Raw genomic sequence first — 16,189 nt, 5'->3', positions numbered from 1 at the left:
CGTCGTGAGTTAAGGCCGCAAGCCCAGGGCGAGCAGCGTGCCAGGGCTTTCAAGCCGCAGGTAGACGATGACACCGATCATCATCACGCAGAACAGCCATTGCAACCTACTCAGGCCGGCGATCCGATAAATCGCCTGCAGCGGCCTGCGCCAGCGGTATTCGCGTTCGGCGGGCACAGCACTTTCCGGCTGCAACACGCCAATCAGCCCGGTGATCGCATAAGTGCCCAGTCCGAGCCACCCGAGCCATTGCCAAATCACAAAGCCAAGCCCCAGTAACGGACCGCTGTTACGAATCAGCAAATCGCGACGGTCCGAGGTCAGGTTGTGGCGCACACACCAGCGGCTGAGGCGTTGGTCGACGTCGTGCAGGCTTTGCGCAATGGCCGCCCAGTAGGTGAGCAGCCATTTGCCGACCTGCGCCATCACGTAACCGCCGAGCGCATACAGCGGCAGCATCAGCAGCAGGGGAACCAGGCTGGACTCGCTGGAAAGTTGGCTGAGCGCCAGGCAGATTGCCAAAACACAGGCCGCGCGTTTGACGCCATGGCGCAACGGGCGATGGCCGACAAGTTCTTGCCAGAACCATGAATTGTGATTGGGAAACAGCCCCAGCAGATCGGCAAAGTGCGTGGAGAATGCCGTTGACAACTGCTCACACGCCAACCAATCGGCCTCGCCGAAGGTCGCCGCCAGCTGCGCTTGCCGTGCAGGCTGCGCCGACATCAGAAACAACGCCGCCGCGTTGGCCGCGGCGCTGGGGTGTAGCTCACGTTGCTGCGCCAGGGTCTGCAGCTGGTGCAACCAATCCTGTTGCTCGCAGCGCCTGACCAAGGCTCGCCACTGCGCCGTGTCGATAGGGACGGACGCGCCTTCAGCGTCCCAGGCGAACAGCCGGCACACGCGCTGGAAGAGTTGCGGCGACCAACGCTCATGGCTCATGAACAAGTTCAGCACGTGCACCTGCAATGCCTGGCGATGCTCGAAATCCAGCAACCAGCCCTGCCGACTGGCACGCTCCAGATGCGAATAGAAAAACGCCTGCTCGCCCGGCTTCATCAGTTGTTCAAGCGCGTCGTACAGCGCTGTGGTCAGCGCATGCACCAACCGCTGATGGGGGAAGCCACCGCTGTTGATCTGCTGCCACGGGGTGAGCCATTGACGCTGCTCCACGCCCCAGGTCAGCAACCCCAAATGCCCGCTCGGTGCATCGACACAACGCTGGAACAACATCTGTTCGAACTCGGCGGCACAACCTTGAGCCTGGGCTCGGGACCAGTAGTCGTCCACACGGGAGTCGTCGAAGTCGGATAACAGTGCGAAGGCGTGTTCCAGGGAGGAGGGCGTCGGGCCGGGCGCAAGGTGCGTGGCAAACCGCGACGACATCATGTCCTCGGTTTGAACGGGGGCGGATGCTCTGGCGCGTACGCTGTTGAGTGCCTGCTCGTAAGCTTCGCGTAGGCGCTGGAAGGCGACGGGGTCGTCATCCGGGCGCGTTAGCTTGAGTAACTTGGCGTAGTGGCGTTTGAGGGTGCGCTCGTCAGCCGTGGCCGAAAGGTCGAGGGTTTTCCAGCAGTCGGCGGAGGCATCCATGCTCAGTGCCCGCCGGGCTTCGTCCATGCGTTCGTAGAGCGGGGGATGTTGGTCGGATTGGTCATGGTTGGGTGATTTTCTGCAGCGTTTCCATCTGCCTGATCCAGGCATCGAATCGAGCGCATTGTTGCCGAATGATCGGCAGGCCGATCTCAATCGCGGCGAGTGAACCGTGCAGCGGTTTGTCGTAGCCAGCGTAAAGCTTTTGCAGTCTTTTGCTCGGCGCGGTCATCGGACTATTGTTGATGGCTTCCGGCGTTTCAAACTCATTTCGTATGTGCAAAAAACGGTCTTCTAGGGCGGGCTGGTTGATCCCGACAGCTAACCCTGTGGGGCAACTGAATAGGAGGCCCTCGAATTCGTACATTTGCACATAGGGAATGAATCGGCGCATGGCTTCATCACCCAGTTTGTTTGCCAACCTTTGCGTCATAGCTTTCAGCAGGCAATCAGCTTTTTCATCCATGGTGTTCTTGCCACCGGCATTCGCTTTGCCAGGGAATTCTTCGGGCAGGCCATAGAAATCAAAAAACGTAGTGCAATATGCCTGCCGGTCACCTAACAGGCGCTTTTCAACATCACTGAGCAGACGCTCGAAACGAAAGTTGCCGCCCTTGTGGCCGGGTTTTCCGATCAGCGCGGGCATCAGGTAAATATCCAAATGCTGGAAGGCGTGCGCCAGCACCTCGTTGATGAACATCTCTTCTGTCTGGCCCTCGCAGATCACGTGGACTCGAATCATTTACGCGGCCTCCCGCCCAGAATGTTTTTCTCCCACAGCTCGCCCACCGAATAATCGTCCAGCCATGTTTCGAAGGCTTTTTCGTCGAGTCGCTTGAAGACAGTTGCGCCTTTCTCCCGCTCGACGATGATCAGGTCGTCGATTGAGAACTCGTTCACCAGGGGTACCGACTGCGTTGAGACAATCACCTGCATTCGCGTGGAGGCTGAGCGCAGCAGCGAGCCCAGTAAGGTGATGGCGTAGGGATGCAGGCCGAGTTCCGGCTCATCAATGATGATGGTCGATGGCGGATCGGGTTGAAGCAGGGCGGTGACCAAGCAGATGAAGCGGATCGACCCGTCCGAGAGCTGGCTCGGCCAGAAGGTGTAGTCGCTGTCCTTCTGACGCCACTGCAGGTTGATCAGTTCTTCCTGGCTGTCCAGCCGCACAGGCTTCAGCACAAAATCATCGAAGAACGGAATCGCCAGTTGGATCGTTTTGCGGATATGTTCATACACCTCAGGCGTTTCGGTGCATAACCGATGCAGATAGGCCGCCAGGTTCGACGCGTCTGGACGCAGATAGTCATCGATATGGGCCGGTCCGTAGCGTTTGACGCTCGCGGTTTCGCTGGTGTCGTGGAAGTGGAAAACCTTCCAACTGGAAATCGATTCGTAGCAGTACGCCACAACGTTGTTTTTGTAGGGGGCTTGGAACTGTTTGGTGTCGTAGGCTTTTTTGAGCTTGGTCTCCTGATGCCCGGAGCCCAGCGTAATCCACTCTGATCCATACATGGGGCCGTCAAAAAAGAGTCGTTCATTGGAAAAAACAAAGTCACCTTCCACGGTCGGTTCCAGCTCGAACTCATAGCCGTTCAAGCCAAAATGGACATAAGAACTGATCTGCTGGGTTTCCTTGACGCCGAAGCTGACAACTCGGTCTGCCGACCCTTGTTGGGTCGTCCACTTTTTAAGGCGCAACTCCATCATTTCGCTGAGCATGCGAAAGTAAGAAACGAAGCTGCTCTTACCCGCACCGTTGGCACCCAGCAGCACGTTCAGGCTGCCCAGGTGCAAGTCCTCAAGGTTCTTGATGGACTTGAAGCCTTTGATGGTGAGCCGGCTGATCGGGTTCTTTGTGCTCATTGCTGCTTGATTCCTTTAGCGGCGCCGCTTGTTGAGACCAAAGCCGCTGTCGTTGATAGCTGTGGCGGATTCTGCCATTGATTTCGCACGCTGGCTTCTCACTTGATGGGATCATCCTAACGTTAATCGTTACTGTCTAATATCAGGGCGCTGATCGGGTCAATCAGTCCAACTGTTACTGACGCATCGCTATCGGGGGCAAGCCCCCTCCCACTTTTTTGATAGTCATTGCGTAGGCTGGATCAACTGAGTCCTTAACTGACTGGCATTAAGGCAAGCCCGCTCCCACAGCGCATCGTGTTTCAGGTTGAAAGTGGGCGGTGAACATTAAATCGGCCGGCCCGCACTTTTCGACAGGCGAAAAAAAAGACCTTGAATTTCAAGGTCTTTTTTTAAGATGGTGCCCCGAGGGAGACTCGAACTCCCACTCCTTTCGAAAACGGATTTTGAATCCGCCGCGTCTACCAATTCCGCCATCAGGGCTCAATGGCGGCGAAGTATAGAGAGGTGATTACCGTTGGTCAATCACGTTTCATGGTCAATTTTGACTATTTCCGCTAGACTTCCCGGCCCTGCTAGACGAACCCCATCATGCGCGTTGCTGACTTTACTTTTGAGCTCCCTGATTCGCTGATCGCTCGCCACCCGTTGGCCGAGCGTCGCGCCAGTCGACTGCTGACCCTGGACGGGCCGAGCGGTGCCCTCGCACACCGTCAATTCACTGATTTGCTTGAGCATTTAAGCCCGGGCGATTTGATGGTGTTCAACAATACCCGGGTGATTCCGGCGCGGCTGTTCGGCCAGAAAGCCTCCGGCGGCAAGCTGGAAATTCTGGTGGAAAGGGTGCTGGACAGCCATCGCGTGCTGGCCCATGTGCGCTCCAGCAAGTCGCCGAAACCAGGGTCGAGCATCTTGATCGATGGTGGTGGCGAAGCCGAGATGGTGGCGCGTCATGATGCCTTGTTCGAGCTCAAGTTCGCCGAGGAGGTCTTGCCGTTGCTGGAGCGCGTCGGCCATATGCCGTTGCCTCCTTATATAGACCGCCCGGATGACGACGCCGACCGCGAGCGCTACCAGACCGTGTACTCCCAGCGCCTGGGTGCGGTGGCCGCGCCGACCGCCGGGCTGCATTTCGACCAGCCGCTGCTTGAGGCGATCGCCGCCAAGGGCGTCGAGACCGCCTATGTCACCCTGCACGTGGGGGCCGGCACGTTTCAGCCGGTGCGTGTGGAGAACATCGAAGACCATCACATGCACAGCGAGTGGCTGGAGGTCAGCCAGGACGTGGTGGACGCAGTCAATGCGTGCAAAGCGCGCGGCGGGCGGGTGGTCGCGGTCGGCACCACCAGCGTGCGCTCCCTGGAAAGCGCGGCGCGCGATGGCGTGCTCAAGCCGTTCAGCGGCGACACGGATATCTTCATTTACCCAGGCCGGCCGTTCCATGTGGTCGATTGCCTGGTCACCAACTTCCATTTGCCGGAATCCACGCTGTTGATGCTGGTGTCGGCATTTGCCGGTTACCCCGAGACCATGGCCGCCTACCAGGCCGCCATCGCCAATGAGTACCGTTTTTTCAGCTACGGTGATGCGATGTTCATCACCCGTAACCCGGCGCCGCGCGGCCCGGAGGAACAACTATGAGTCGTATGTCGTTTGAATTGCTGGCCACCGACGGCAAGGCCCGTCGCGGCCGCCTGACCTTCCCGCGCGGCACCGTGGAGACCCCGGCGTTCATGCCGGTCGGCACCTATGGCACCGTCAAGGGCATGCTGCCGCGCGACATCGTCGCCACCGGCGCCGAGATCATCCTCGGCAATACCTTCCACCTGTGGCTGCGCCCGGGCACGGAAGTGATCAAGAAGCATGGCGACCTGCATGATTTCATGAAGTGGCAAGGTCCGATCCTCACCGACTCCGGTGGCTTCCAGGTGTTCAGCCTGGGCGCCATGCGCAAGATCAAGGAGGAGGGCGTGACCTTCGCCTCTCCGGTCGACGGTGCCAAGGTGTTCATGGGCCCGGAAGAGTCGATGCAGGTGCAGCGCGATTTGGGGTCGGACATCGTGATGATTTTCGACGAATGCACTCCGTACCCGGCCGATGAAGATGTCGCGCGGGTGTCCATGGAGTTGTCGCTGCGTTGGGCCCAGCGCTCGAAGAACGCCCATGGCGACAATACTGCGGCGCTGTTCGGTATCGTCCAGGGTGGCATGCATGAAAGCCTGCGCAAGCGTTCGCTGGAAGGCCTCGACAAGATCGGCTTCGACGGCCTGGCCATTGGCGGTCTGTCGGTGGGCGAACCCAAGCACGAGATGATCAAGGTGCTGGATTACCTGCCGGGCCTGATGCCGGCTGACAAACCTCGTTACCTTATGGGCGTTGGCAAACCGGAGGATCTGGTAGAGGGTGTGCGCCGCGGTGTGGACATGTTCGATTGCGTGATGCCAACCCGTAATGCCCGCAATGGGCATCTGTTCATCGATACAGGCGTGCTGAAGATCCGTAACGCGTTCCATCGCCATGATGATTCGCCGCTGGATCCCACCTGTGACTGCTACACCTGCCAGAACTTCTCCCGTGCTTATCTGCACCATCTGGACAAGTGCGGGGAAATGCTGGGTAGCATGTTGAATACCATCCACAATTTGCGCCATTACCAAGTCCTGATGGCTGGTTTGCGCGAGGCTATTCAACAGGGTACATTGGCCGCCTTCGTCGATGCCTTCTATGCCAAGCGCGGGCTCCCTGTGCCGCCCTTGGACTGAGTTTCCCGACCCTAAGATTCACTATTTGCAACTGGAGTGCTAAATGAGCTTTTTTATCTCTAACGCCATGGCCGACGCCGCTGCGCCTGCCGCCGCGGGCCCTATGGGCGGTGGTTTCGAGTGGATTTTCCTGGTCGGCTTTCTGGTCATCTTCTACCTGATGATCTGGCGTCCACAGGCCAAGCGCGCCAAAGAGCAGAAGAACCTGCTGGGCAGCCTGCAGAAAGGCGACGAAGTCGTGACCACCGGCGGTATCGCCGGCAAGATCACCAAAGTGTCCGATGCTTTCGTGGTACTGGAAGTCTCCGATACCGTGGAAATGAAGTTCCAGAAGGGCGCCATCGCCGCCACGCTGCCTAAAGGCACGCTCAAAGCGATCTAAGTAACAACCTTTACCAATCGACGGGGCGCGCAAGGCGCCCCGCGTTATAAGCGGGCGGCGTGATGCTGAACAAATACCCTCTGTGGAAATACGTACTGATCCTGGCGGTGCTGGCGATCGGTTTTATTTATTCCGCTCCCAATCTCTACCCTGATGACCCGGCGATCCAGATCACTGGCGCCAGCACTTCGCTGCAGGTCAATCAGGCTGATCTGGACCGTGCGAGCAAGGCGCTCACCGACGCGGGTATCCAGGTCAAGGCGGCAACATTGGCGGCTGGTGCGAAGGGCGGCTTGCTGCGCCTGACCAAGCAGGAAGACCAATTGCCGGCCAAGGATGTCGTGCGCAAGGCCATGGGTGACGATTATGTAGTCGCGCTCAACCTGGCACAGACCACCCCGCAATGGTTGCGCAGCATTGGCGCGCACCCGATGAAGCTGGGCCTGGACTTGTCCGGTGGTGTGCACTTCCTGCTGGAAGTCGACATGGACAAAGCCCTCGACGCGCGCCTGAAGGTCTACGAAGGCGACGTGAAGAGCCTGCTGCGCAAAGAGAAGCTGCGTTATCGCAGCCTGCCGCAGCTCAACGGTGCCATCCAGCTGGGCTTCTCCGACGAGGCTTCCCGCGAACAGGCCCGTGCACTGATCCGCAAGAACTTCAACGATTTCGACATCGTACCGGCTGACCTGAATGGCCAGGCTGTACTGCGTCTGGCGATGAGCCCGGCCAAGATCGCGGAAATCCGCGAATACTCCATCAAGCAGAACCTGACCACGGTGCGTAACCGCGTCAACGAGCTGGGTGTGGCCGAGCCGATCGTGCAGCGCCAGGGCGCCAACCGTATCGTGGTTGAGCTGCCGGGCGTGCAGGACACCGCTGAAGCCAAGCGTATCCTGGGCAAGACCGCCAACCTGGAATTCCGCCTGGCCGCCGAGCCGGGTGCTTCGCGCGCCACTTCCGAAGAGTTCGAGTTCCGCGAGGGCAACCGTCCTCCAGCGCTGATCGAGCGTGGCTTGATCATCACCGGTGACCAGGTGACTGATGCCAAGGCCGGTTTCGGCGAGCACGGTACTCCTGAAGTGAACATCCGCCTGGATGGCCACGGCGGCGAACTGATGAGCCGCGCCACGCGCAGCAACGTCGGCCGCAGCATGGCGGTGATCTTCATCGAGCAACGTCCGATCACCACCTACACCAAGCAAATGGTCAACGGCGTCGAGAAAGACGTGCCGGTGCAGTCGTTCAAAGAAGAGAAGAAGATCATCAGCCTGGCGACCATCCAGTCGCCGCTGGGTGCTCAGTTCCGCATCACTGGCCTGAACGGCCAGGGCGAATCGTCCGAGCTGGCGCTGCTGCTGCGCGCCGGTGGCCTGGCGGCGCCGATGTACTTCGCCGAAGAACGTACCATCGGCCCGAGCCTGGGTGCGGACAACATCACCAAGGGTATCGACGCGGCCTTGTGGGGCATGCTGTTCGTGTCGCTGTTCATCATCGCCATCTACCGCTTCTTCGGCATCATTGCCACCGTGGCCCTGGCGGGCAACATGGTGATGCTGCTGGCGCTGATGTCGCTGCTGGGGGCTACGCTGACCCTGCCAGGTATCGCCGGTATCGTACTCACCATGGGTATGGCGGTGGACGCCAACGTGCTGATCTTCTCGCGTATTCGTGAAGAGATCGCCGCCGGCATGACCGTGCAGCGCGCAATCAACGAAGGCTTCGGCCGGGCATTTACCGCGATTCTCGACTCCAACCTGACCACCTTGCTGGTCGGCGGGATTCTCTTTGCCATGGGCACCGGCCCGGTCAAAGGTTTTGCGGTGACCATGTCCCTGGGTATCTTTACCTCGATGTTCACGGCCATCATGGTGACCCGCGCAATGGTCAACCTGATCTTTGGCGGGCGTGACTTCAAGAAGTTGTGGATTTAAGGGGCTGCCATGTTACGTACAATCAACTTCATGGGCGTTCGCAACATTGCGTTCGGCGCCACAGTGCTCCTTACCGTTCTGGCATTGTTCAGCTGGTTCCATAAGGGGCTGAACTACGGGCTGGACTTCACCGGCGGTACGCTCATCGAGCTGACCTACGAGAAGCCGGCCGACGTTACCCTGGTGCGCAACGAGCTGGTCAAGGCCGGTTATCACGAAGCCATCGTGCAGAACTTCGGTGCCACCACCGACCTGCTGGTGCGCATGCCTGGCGAAGACCCGCAACTGGGTCATCAGGTCGCCGAGGCCTTGCAGAAGGTCGGTGGCGATAACCCAGCATCGGTCAAGCGCGTCGAGTTCGTGGGGCCGCAGGTCGGTGAAGAGCTGCGCGACCAGGGCGGCCTCGGCATGCTGATGGCGCTGGTCGGCATCATGATCTACCTGGCGTTCCGCTTTCAGTGGAAGTTCGGTGTCGGCGCCATCGTGTCGCTGATCCACGACGTGATCGTGACCGTGGGTATCCTGGCCTATTTCCAGATTACCTTCGACCTGACCGTGCTGGCGGCGGTGCTGGCAATCATCGGTTACTCCCTTAACGACACCATCGTGGTATTCGACCGGGTTCGCGAGAACTTCCGCGTACTGCGCAAGGCGTCGTTGATCGAGAACATCAACATCTCCACCACCCAGACCCTGTTGCGGACCATGGCTACGTCGATCTCCACCTTGCTGGCGATCGCGGCGTTGATGATCTTCGGTGGCGACAACCTGTGGGGCTTTTCCCTGGCGCTGTTCATCGGCGTTCTGGCGGGCACCTACTCATCGATCTACATCGCCAACGTGGTGCTGATCTGGCTGAACCTCAACAGCGAAGACCTGATCCCTCCGACCACCACAGGCAAGGAGGTCGACGACCGTCCTTGATGGGCGCTTGTTGATCGCTGTTACAAAGAAGGCGCGAGTATTGAACTCGCGCCTTTTTTTTTGCTCCAAGGCTGGGTATAGCGCGGACCTTTCGGTCCGTTTGTGATGGTCAGGAGGTTCAACGTGAACAAGTCGTTACTGGTTGGTGCGGTATTGGGTGCTGTCGGTGTGACTGCCGGGGGTGCTGTCGCCACCTACAGCCTGGTAAAAAGCGGCCCTGAGTATGCGCAAGTACTGGCGGTGCAGCCGGTCAAGACCCAGATCAAAACCCCGCGTGAGGTCTGCAAGGACGTCACCGTGACCCGGCAGCGTCCGGTGCAGGATCAGCATCAAATCGCCGGTACCGTCGTAGGCGCCCTCGCAGGCGGCCTGTTGGGTAACCAGATCGGCGGCGGCAACGGTAAGAAACTGGCCACCGTGGCCGGCGCGGTCGGTGGCGGTTACGCCGGCAACAAGGTGCAGGAAGGTATGCAGAACCGCGATACCTACACCACCACGCAAACCCGCTGTAACACCGTCAACGACATCAGCGATAAGGTCGTAGGCTATGACGTGCGGTACACCTTGGATGGCAAGGAAGGTTCGGTGCGTATGGATCGTGATCCAGGCGGCCAGATTCCAGTCGACAAGGAAGGGCGTCTCGTGCTCGGTCAAAACCAGCAGTAATACTGGCCCGGGCGCAGATTCAAAAGGTCTGTGCTTTCAGAATGTGGGAGGGGCTTGCGCTCTCCCGCATTTGATTTGTGGCGCTGCTGGTATTCAGTCTCGCACCAAATCCCAGGCATAAAAAAGCACCCCGAAGGGTGCTTTTTTTGTGCTCGTTCGCTTAGCGTTTCAGCGACGCCGGCAGGTGCGGCTGGATCGCCGTCAGTACTGCCTTGAAGCATTTGGTGTTCCCGGCAACCACGTGGCCTTTTTCCAGGAAATCGTGACCGCCGGTGAAGTCGCTCACCAGGCCGCCGGCTTCCTGAATCAACAGGGCGCCTGCAGCCATGTCCCACTCGGACAGGCCCGACTCCCAGAACGCATCAAAACGACCGGCAGCCACGTAGGCCAGGTCCAGGCTTGCCGCGCCGGCGCGACGGATGCCGGCGGTCTGGCCAACCAGGGCGCGGAACATGCCCAGGTAGTTTTCCAGGTTATCCATCTGGTCGTCGCGGAATGGGAAGCCAGTGCCCAGAAGAGCGCCGTCCAGGCTGGTGCGACCGCTGACGCGCAGACGACGACCGTTCAGTTGAGCGCCACGGCCACGGCTGGCGGTGAATTCTTCCTGGCGAACCGGGTCGAGTACCACCGCGTGCTCAAGGCGACCACGGTATTTGCAGGCAATGCTCACGGCAAAGTGCGGGATGCCACGCAGGAAGTTGGTGGTGCCATCCAGTGGGTCGATGATCCACAGATAGTCTTCGCCTTCGCCGCTGCCTTTGTGCAAACCGGTTTCTTCGCCGAGGATGCCGTGGGTAGGGTAGGCCTTGCGCAGTGCGTCAATGATTTTCTGTTCGGCGGCGCGATCCACCTCGGATACATAATCCTTGGCGTCTTTTTCGTCGACCTTGATGGTATCCAGGCGCTCGATGGAGCGGAAGATCAATTCACTGGCGCTGCGGGCGGCGCGCAGCGCGATATTCAGCATGGGCTGCATGGATGTGTCACCTAAGGTTGTTAAAGAAAGCCGGGCATTCTAGCAGAAACTTTGTTCAGGTGAAGGACGACGTTCGCTTTCATGGCATAACCTTAGGCTGTTCTGTAAGATTTGCTCCCCTTTCCTGTGTCCGAGAGCGCCTCCCTTGCTGCAAAACATTCGTGTCGTCTTGGTCAATACCAGTCATCCCGGCAACATCGGTGGGGTGGCGCGAGCCATGAAGAACATGGGGCTGACGCGCCTGGTGCTGGTCGAGCCGCGTGTGTTCCCGCACCACGAGGCCGATGCGCGCGCCTCCGGCGCCAATGACATCCTTGAAAAGGCCCAGATGGTCGCCACCCTGGAAGACGCCTTGGTTGGCTGCAACCTGGTGCTCGGCACCAGTGCGCGCGACCGCCGCATCCCCTGGCCGCTGCTGGACCCGCGCGAGTGCGGTACCAAGGTGGTGGAAGAAGCGGCCGGTGGCGCCGAAATCGCTTTGGTGTTCGGCCGTGAAGACTCCGGCCTGACCAATGAGGAGCTGCAGCGATGTCACTTCCATGTGCACATTCCATCAGACCCTGAATTCAGTTCGCTGAACCTCGGGGCGGCGGTGCAGGTGTTGAGTTACGAAGTGCGCATGGCCTGGCTGGCCGCTGAGGGTCAGCCGAGCAAGGTCGAGAAGGATGAAGTGGCGTCCACCAAAAGTGGCGAGCTGGCCACCATGGATGAGCTGGAGCGGTTCTATGAGCACCTGGAGCACACCCTGGTCACCATCGAATTCCTCGATCCTGAAAAGCCGCGGCACTTGATGGCCCGCCTGCGTCGCCTGTACGGGCGCAGCTCGATCAGTCGAGCGGAAATGAATATATTGCGTGGCATCCTCACGGAAACCCAGAAAGCGGCCCGTGGCGAGCTCCTTAAGCGGAAGGATTAAAAATGTTCGAGCGTCTGCGAGAAGATATCCAGAGTGTTTTCCACCGTGATCCGGCGGCGCGCAACGCCTTTGAAGTACTGACCTGCTACCCGGGCATGCACGCGATCTGGATCCATCGCCTGTCCGGTGCCTTGTGGAATATGGGCTGGAAATGGCTGGCGCGGCTGGTATCGAATTTCGGTCGCTGGCTCACCGGGATCGAGATTCATCCTGGAGCCAAGGTGGGGCGCCGCTTCTTTATTGATCACGGCATGGGCATTGTCATCGGTGAAACCGCCGAGATCGGCGATGACGTGACTCTTTACCAGGGCGTCACTCTGGGGGGTACCAGCTGGAACAAGGGCAAGCGCCACCCCACGCTGGGCGATGGCGTGGTAGTTGGGGCGGGCGCCAAGGTGCTTGGCCCGTTTACCGTCGGCGCGGGGGCTAAAGTGGGTTCCAATGCGGTGGTGACTAAAGCGGTGCCGCCGGGTGCCACAGTGGTCGGTATCCCGGGGCGCATCATCGTCAAGCCGGAAGTCGGCGACGAGCAGGAGGCCAAGCGTAAGGCCATGGCCGAGAAAATCGGCTTCGACGCCTACGGTGTCAGCGAAGACATGCCCGACCCAGTGGCGCGCGCCATCGGCCAGTTGCTCGACCACCTGCAAGCGGTGGACGGCAAGCTGGACGGTATGTGCGGTGCGCTGAAGGAGCTGGGCAGCAGCTACTGTGCGAAAGAGCTGCCTGAACTGCGCGAAGAAGACTTCGCCGAGATCAAGAGTGAGCCTGCCACCAAGGCTGGCTGAGATCTTACATTCGCGGCAAGTTCAATGTGGGAGGGGGCATGCCCCTCCCACATTTGATCTCCATTGGTCTCGATATCGAGCCATCGCCCGGCTGCCGCTGTTCGTCCCCACCCCATCCTGCTATGATTCGCGCGCCCTTTTTACGGGTAATCCTGACTAAAGTACTAGGTCTTATAGTTGACTTAAATACTCGGGAATCGCATACTTGCTCCCATTCTGAAGCACCTTGGTACTTGTCCATGAGACTGACTACAAAAGGCCGATACGCGGTAACCGCCATGCTTGATCTGGCTTTGCACGCGCAAACCGGGCCGGTGTCCCTGGCCGATATCTCCGAGCGCCAAGGCATTTCCCTGTCCTACCTTGAGCAGCTGTTCGCCAAATTGCGCCGCAGCAATCTGGTCTCAAGCGTACGTGGGCCAGGCGGTGGCTACCAGTTGTCCCGCGATATGCAGGGTATCCAGGTAGCCCAGGTGATCGACGCGGTCAACGAATCGGTCGATGCCACCAAATGCCAGGGGTTGGGTGACTGCCATGCCGGCGACACCTGCCTCACACACCACCTTTGGTGTGACTTGAGCCTGCAGATCCATGAGTTTTTGAGTGGTATCAGCTTGGCTGATCTTGTGACTCGCCGTGAGGTGCAAGAAGTAGCCCAGCGTCAGGACCAGCGCCGTTGCAACACCAAGGCGCCGCGTCTGGACAAGATTGAAGCGTCCGCCGTCGATTGACAGCCGCAGAGCTAACGGCACGCCAGCCAGCCTGATTTAGGAGAAAGTCCATGAAATTGCCGATTTACCTTGATTACTCAGCGACCACCCCGGTTGACCCGCGTGTCGCGCAAAAGATGAGCGAATGCCTGCTGGTTGACGGAAACTTCGGCAACCCGGCCTCCCGTTCCCACGTATTCGGCTGGAAAGCCGAGGAAGCGGTCGAGAACGCTCGTCGCCAGGTTGCCGACCTGGTTGGCGCGGACCCGCGTGAAATCGTCTGGACCTCCGGTGCCACCGAGTCCGACAACCTGGCAATCAAGGGCGCGGCGCATTTTTACGCGAGCAAAGGCAAGCACCTGATCACCACCAAGATTGAGCACAAGGCTGTCCTTGACACCATGCGCCAACTGGAGCGTGAAGGTTTCGAGGTGACTTACCTTGAGCCAACCACCGACGGTATCGTCACCCCGGCCATGATCGAAGCCGCGCTGCGTGAAGACACCATCCTGGTTTCCGTGATTCACGTGAACAACGAAATCGGCACCATTAACGATATCGCAGCCATTGGCGAGCTGACGCGCTCCAAAGGCATTCTGCTGCACGTCGACGCTGCTCAGTCCACCGGCAAGGTCGACATCGACCTGTCGAAGCTGAAAGTCGATCTGATGTCGTTCTCCGCTCACAAGACCTACGGTCCCAAAGGTATCGGTGCGCTCTACGTAAGCCGCAAGCCGCGCGTACGTATCGAAGCCACCATGCACGGCGGCGGTCACGAGCGCGGCATGCGTTCGGGCACCCTGGCGACCCACCAGATCGTCGGCATGGGTGAAGCCTTCCGTGTGGCCAAGGAAGACATGGCTGCCGAAAACGTGCGCATCAAGGCCTTGAGCGATCGCTTCTACAAGCAGGTCGAAAACCTCGAGGAGCTGTATGTCAACGGCAGCATGACCGCCCGCGTCCCGCACAACCTGAATTTGAGCTTCAACTATGTCGAAGGCGAGTCGCTGATCATGGCGCTCAAGGACCTGGCGGTTTCTTCGGGTTCTGCCTGCACCTCGGCTTCGCTTGAGCCTTCGTACGTACTGCGCGCCCTGGGCCGCAACGACGAACTGGCGCACAGCTCGATCCGCTTTACGTTCGGCCGTTTCACCACCGAAGAGCAAGTCGACTACGCCGCGCAGAAAGTCTGCGAAGCCGTCAACAAACTGCGTACCTTGTCGCCGCTGTGGGACATGTACAAAGACGGTGTCGACATTTCCAAGATCGAGTGGGCGGCACACTAACTATAGAAGCCGCCACCCAGGCTCTGTAGGAACGTGGCGCATACCGCAGGCGTTTCTACAGGGTTCCAGAGCGGCCCTGATGAGTGAGGATTCAGTACCATGGCTTACAGTGAAAAGGTCATCGACCACTACGAAAACCCCCGCAACGTCGGCAAGATGGACGCGGAAGACCCGGATGTAGGCACCGGCATGGTCGGCGCTCCGGCGTGCGGCGATGTCATGCGCCTGCAGATCAAGGTTAACGATGCCGGCGTCATCGAAGACGCCAAGTTCAAGACCTACGGTTGCGGTTCGGCCATCGCCTCCAGCTCCCTGGCGACTGAATGGATGAAAGGCAAGACCCTGGATGAGGCTGTAACCATCAGCAACACCCAGCTGGCCGAAGAACTGGCCTTGCCGCCCGTGAAAATCCACTGCTCGGTACTCGCTGAAGACGCCATCAAGGCGGCCGTTCGCGACTACAAGCAGAAGAAAGGCTTGATCTAAGCATTTGGCGACGAGTAAGGAGTCAACGATGGCTATCAGCATGACAGAAGCGGCTGCGCGGCACGTGCGACGCTCCCTGGATGGGCGCGGTAAAGGTGAGGGGATTCGTCTGGGTGTTCGCACCACGGGCTGTTCCGGCCTTGCCTACGTGCTGGAGTTTGTCGACGAGGTGGTTGCGGAAGATCAGGTGTTCGAGAGTCACGGCGAGAAAGTGATTATCGACCCCAAGAGCCTGACCTACCTGGACGGCACCGAACTCGATTTCGTCAAGGAAGGGTTGAACGAAGGTTTCAAGTTCAACAACCCCAACGTCCGCGGTGAATGTGGCTGCGGCGAAAGCTTCAACATCTGAGGCTATTCGTGGGTACTCCTTGTCATTTCGCTTTATTCGAGTTGCAGCCGAGCTTTCGGTTGGACCTTGAGCAGCTTGCCACGCGCTACCGAGAGTTGGCGCGTGGGGTGCATCCGGACCGCTTTGCCGACGCTTCCGAGCGCGAGCAACGCCTGGCGCTGGAGCAATCGGCCAGCCTCAACGAAGCCTATCAGACCCTCAAGAGTCCGCCGAAACGCGCGCGCTATCTGCTCGCGATGAACGGTGGCGAGTTGCCCCTGGAAGTCACGGTGCACGATCCCGACTTCCTGATGCAGCAGATGCAGTGGCGCGAAGAGCTCGAAGAGTTGCAGGACGAAGCCGATCTGGCGGGTGTCGCGGTCTTCAAGCGTCGTCTGAAAACGGCCCAGGATGAGCTCAACGAAAGCTTCGCAGCCTGTTGGGATGATGCAGCGCAACGTGAACAGGCCGAACGCCTGATGCGGCGCATGCAGTTCCTCGACAAGCTCTCCTACGAAGTGCGCCAGCTGGAAGAGCGCCTCGACGATTAACCCAGCGCTGCCCCGTTGCACGCC

At 59.4% G+C, this 16,189-nt stretch carries 17 protein-coding genes and 1 tRNA gene; 13 read left to right on the top strand and 5 right to left on the bottom strand.

The window, feature by feature from the left end:
• Positions 1 to 9 precede the first annotated feature (9 nt).
• From G7025_RS10205 to G7025_RS10190, 4 genes are all read right to left on the bottom strand, one after another.
• Positions 10 to 1,593, bottom strand: a complete 1,584-nt coding sequence (locus tag G7025_RS10205; RefSeq protein ID WP_181078685.1) for a J domain-containing protein — start codon at positions 1,591 to 1,593, stop codon at positions 10 to 12.
• Positions 1,594 to 1,654: 61 nt separating this feature from the next.
• Positions 1,655 to 2,335 (bottom strand): DUF4276 family protein, encoded by a 681-nt coding sequence (locus G7025_RS10200; RefSeq protein ID WP_181078683.1) that lies wholly within the window; start codon positions 2,333 to 2,335, stop codon positions 1,655 to 1,657.
• A complete protein-coding gene (locus tag G7025_RS10195) occupies positions 2,332 to 3,459 on the bottom strand; it encodes an AAA family ATPase (RefSeq protein ID WP_181078681.1) in 1,128 nt (375 codons plus the stop codon). The genes G7025_RS10200 and G7025_RS10195 overlap by 4 nt, the downstream gene beginning before the upstream one ends.
• A 398-nt stretch (positions 3,460 to 3,857) precedes the next feature.
• A tRNA-Leu gene (locus G7025_RS10190) sits at positions 3,858 to 3,942 on the bottom strand.
• A 108-nt stretch (positions 3,943 to 4,050) separates the two neighbouring features.
• Between G7025_RS10190 and queA the strand changes: the two genes are divergently transcribed.
• From queA to G7025_RS10160, 6 genes are all read left to right on the top strand, one after another.
• A complete protein-coding gene (gene queA / locus G7025_RS10185) occupies positions 4,051 to 5,100 on the top strand; it encodes a tRNA preQ1(34) S-adenosylmethionine ribosyltransferase-isomerase QueA (RefSeq protein WP_181078679.1) in 1,050 nt (349 codons plus the stop codon).
• 5 nt (positions 5,101 to 5,105) lie between these two features.
• Entirely contained in the window at positions 5,106 to 6,221 is a 1,116-nt protein-coding gene (gene tgt, locus G7025_RS10180; RefSeq protein WP_181078864.1) for a tRNA guanosine(34) transglycosylase Tgt, read from the top strand.
• A 43-nt stretch (positions 6,222 to 6,264) separates the two neighbouring features.
• The gene (yajC, locus tag G7025_RS10175) at positions 6,265 to 6,603 is read left to right on the top strand and encodes a preprotein translocase subunit YajC (protein ID WP_003175975.1); all 339 of its coding nucleotides are present in this window, start codon (positions 6,265 to 6,267) and stop codon (positions 6,601 to 6,603) included.
• A gap of 62 nt (positions 6,604 to 6,665) precedes the next feature.
• A complete protein-coding gene (gene secD, locus G7025_RS10170) occupies positions 6,666 to 8,534 on the top strand; it encodes a protein translocase subunit SecD (protein WP_181078677.1) in 1,869 nt (622 codons plus the stop codon).
• Between the two features lie 9 nt (positions 8,535 to 8,543).
• Positions 8,544 to 9,458, top strand: coding sequence for a protein translocase subunit SecF (secF, locus tag G7025_RS10165; RefSeq protein WP_181078675.1), 915 nt, complete (start codon positions 8,544 to 8,546; stop codon positions 9,456 to 9,458).
• 123 nt (positions 9,459 to 9,581) lie between these two features.
• On the top strand, positions 9,582 to 10,124 hold the full coding sequence (locus G7025_RS10160) for a glycine zipper 2TM domain-containing protein (RefSeq protein WP_034100446.1): 543 nt from the start codon (positions 9,582 to 9,584) through the stop codon (positions 10,122 to 10,124).
• A 160-nt stretch (positions 10,125 to 10,284) separates the two neighbouring features.
• Here G7025_RS10160 and suhB read toward each other — a convergent pair whose 3' ends face one another.
• Positions 10,285 to 11,100, bottom strand: a complete 816-nt coding sequence (suhB, locus tag G7025_RS10155) for a type III secretion system regulator SuhB (RefSeq protein WP_003175971.1) — start codon at positions 11,098 to 11,100, stop codon at positions 10,285 to 10,287.
• A gap of 145 nt (positions 11,101 to 11,245) precedes the next feature.
• On the opposite strand from suhB, the gene trmJ reads away from it, so the two are divergent.
• The 7 genes from trmJ to hscB all read left to right on the top strand — a co-directional run bounded on the left by trmJ (position 11,246) and on the right by hscB (position 16,165).
• The gene (gene trmJ, locus G7025_RS10150; protein ID WP_181078673.1) at positions 11,246 to 12,016 is read left to right on the top strand and encodes a tRNA (cytosine(32)/uridine(32)-2'-O)-methyltransferase TrmJ; all 771 of its coding nucleotides are present in this window, start codon (positions 11,246 to 11,248) and stop codon (positions 12,014 to 12,016) included.
• Between the two features lie 2 nt (positions 12,017 to 12,018).
• The gene (gene cysE / locus G7025_RS10145) at positions 12,019 to 12,801 is read left to right on the top strand and encodes a serine O-acetyltransferase (RefSeq protein ID WP_181078672.1); all 783 of its coding nucleotides are present in this window, start codon (positions 12,019 to 12,021) and stop codon (positions 12,799 to 12,801) included.
• 239 nt (positions 12,802 to 13,040) lie between these two features.
• Complete coding sequence (iscR, locus tag G7025_RS10140) at positions 13,041 to 13,532, top strand: Fe-S cluster assembly transcriptional regulator IscR (RefSeq protein ID WP_181078670.1); 492 nt, start codon at positions 13,041 to 13,043, stop codon at positions 13,530 to 13,532.
• Between the two features lie 50 nt (positions 13,533 to 13,582).
• Positions 13,583 to 14,797, top strand: coding sequence for an IscS subfamily cysteine desulfurase (locus tag G7025_RS10135; RefSeq protein ID WP_181078668.1), 1,215 nt, complete (start codon positions 13,583 to 13,585; stop codon positions 14,795 to 14,797).
• A gap of 99 nt (positions 14,798 to 14,896) precedes the next feature.
• Entirely contained in the window at positions 14,897 to 15,283 is a 387-nt protein-coding gene (gene iscU / locus G7025_RS10130) for a Fe-S cluster assembly scaffold IscU (protein WP_028617851.1), read from the top strand.
• Positions 15,284 to 15,311: 28 nt separating this feature from the next.
• Positions 15,312 to 15,635: an iron-sulfur cluster assembly protein IscA gene (iscA, locus tag G7025_RS10125; protein ID WP_010565230.1), complete on the top strand. Its 324-nt coding sequence runs from the start codon at positions 15,312 to 15,314 to the stop codon at positions 15,633 to 15,635.
• 8 nt (positions 15,636 to 15,643) lie between these two features.
• Complete coding sequence (hscB, locus tag G7025_RS10120) at positions 15,644 to 16,165, top strand: co-chaperone HscB (protein WP_181078666.1); 522 nt, start codon at positions 15,644 to 15,646, stop codon at positions 16,163 to 16,165.
• Positions 16,166 to 16,189 lie beyond the last annotated feature (24 nt).

It is taken from the genome of Pseudomonas lurida (assembly GCF_013522705.1).
Classification (GTDB): domain Bacteria; phylum Pseudomonadota; class Gammaproteobacteria; order Pseudomonadales; family Pseudomonadaceae; genus Aquipseudomonas; species Aquipseudomonas quebecensis.
Note: the sequence above shows the minus strand (reverse complement) of the source record. Positions and strands in the feature narration are given on the sequence as shown.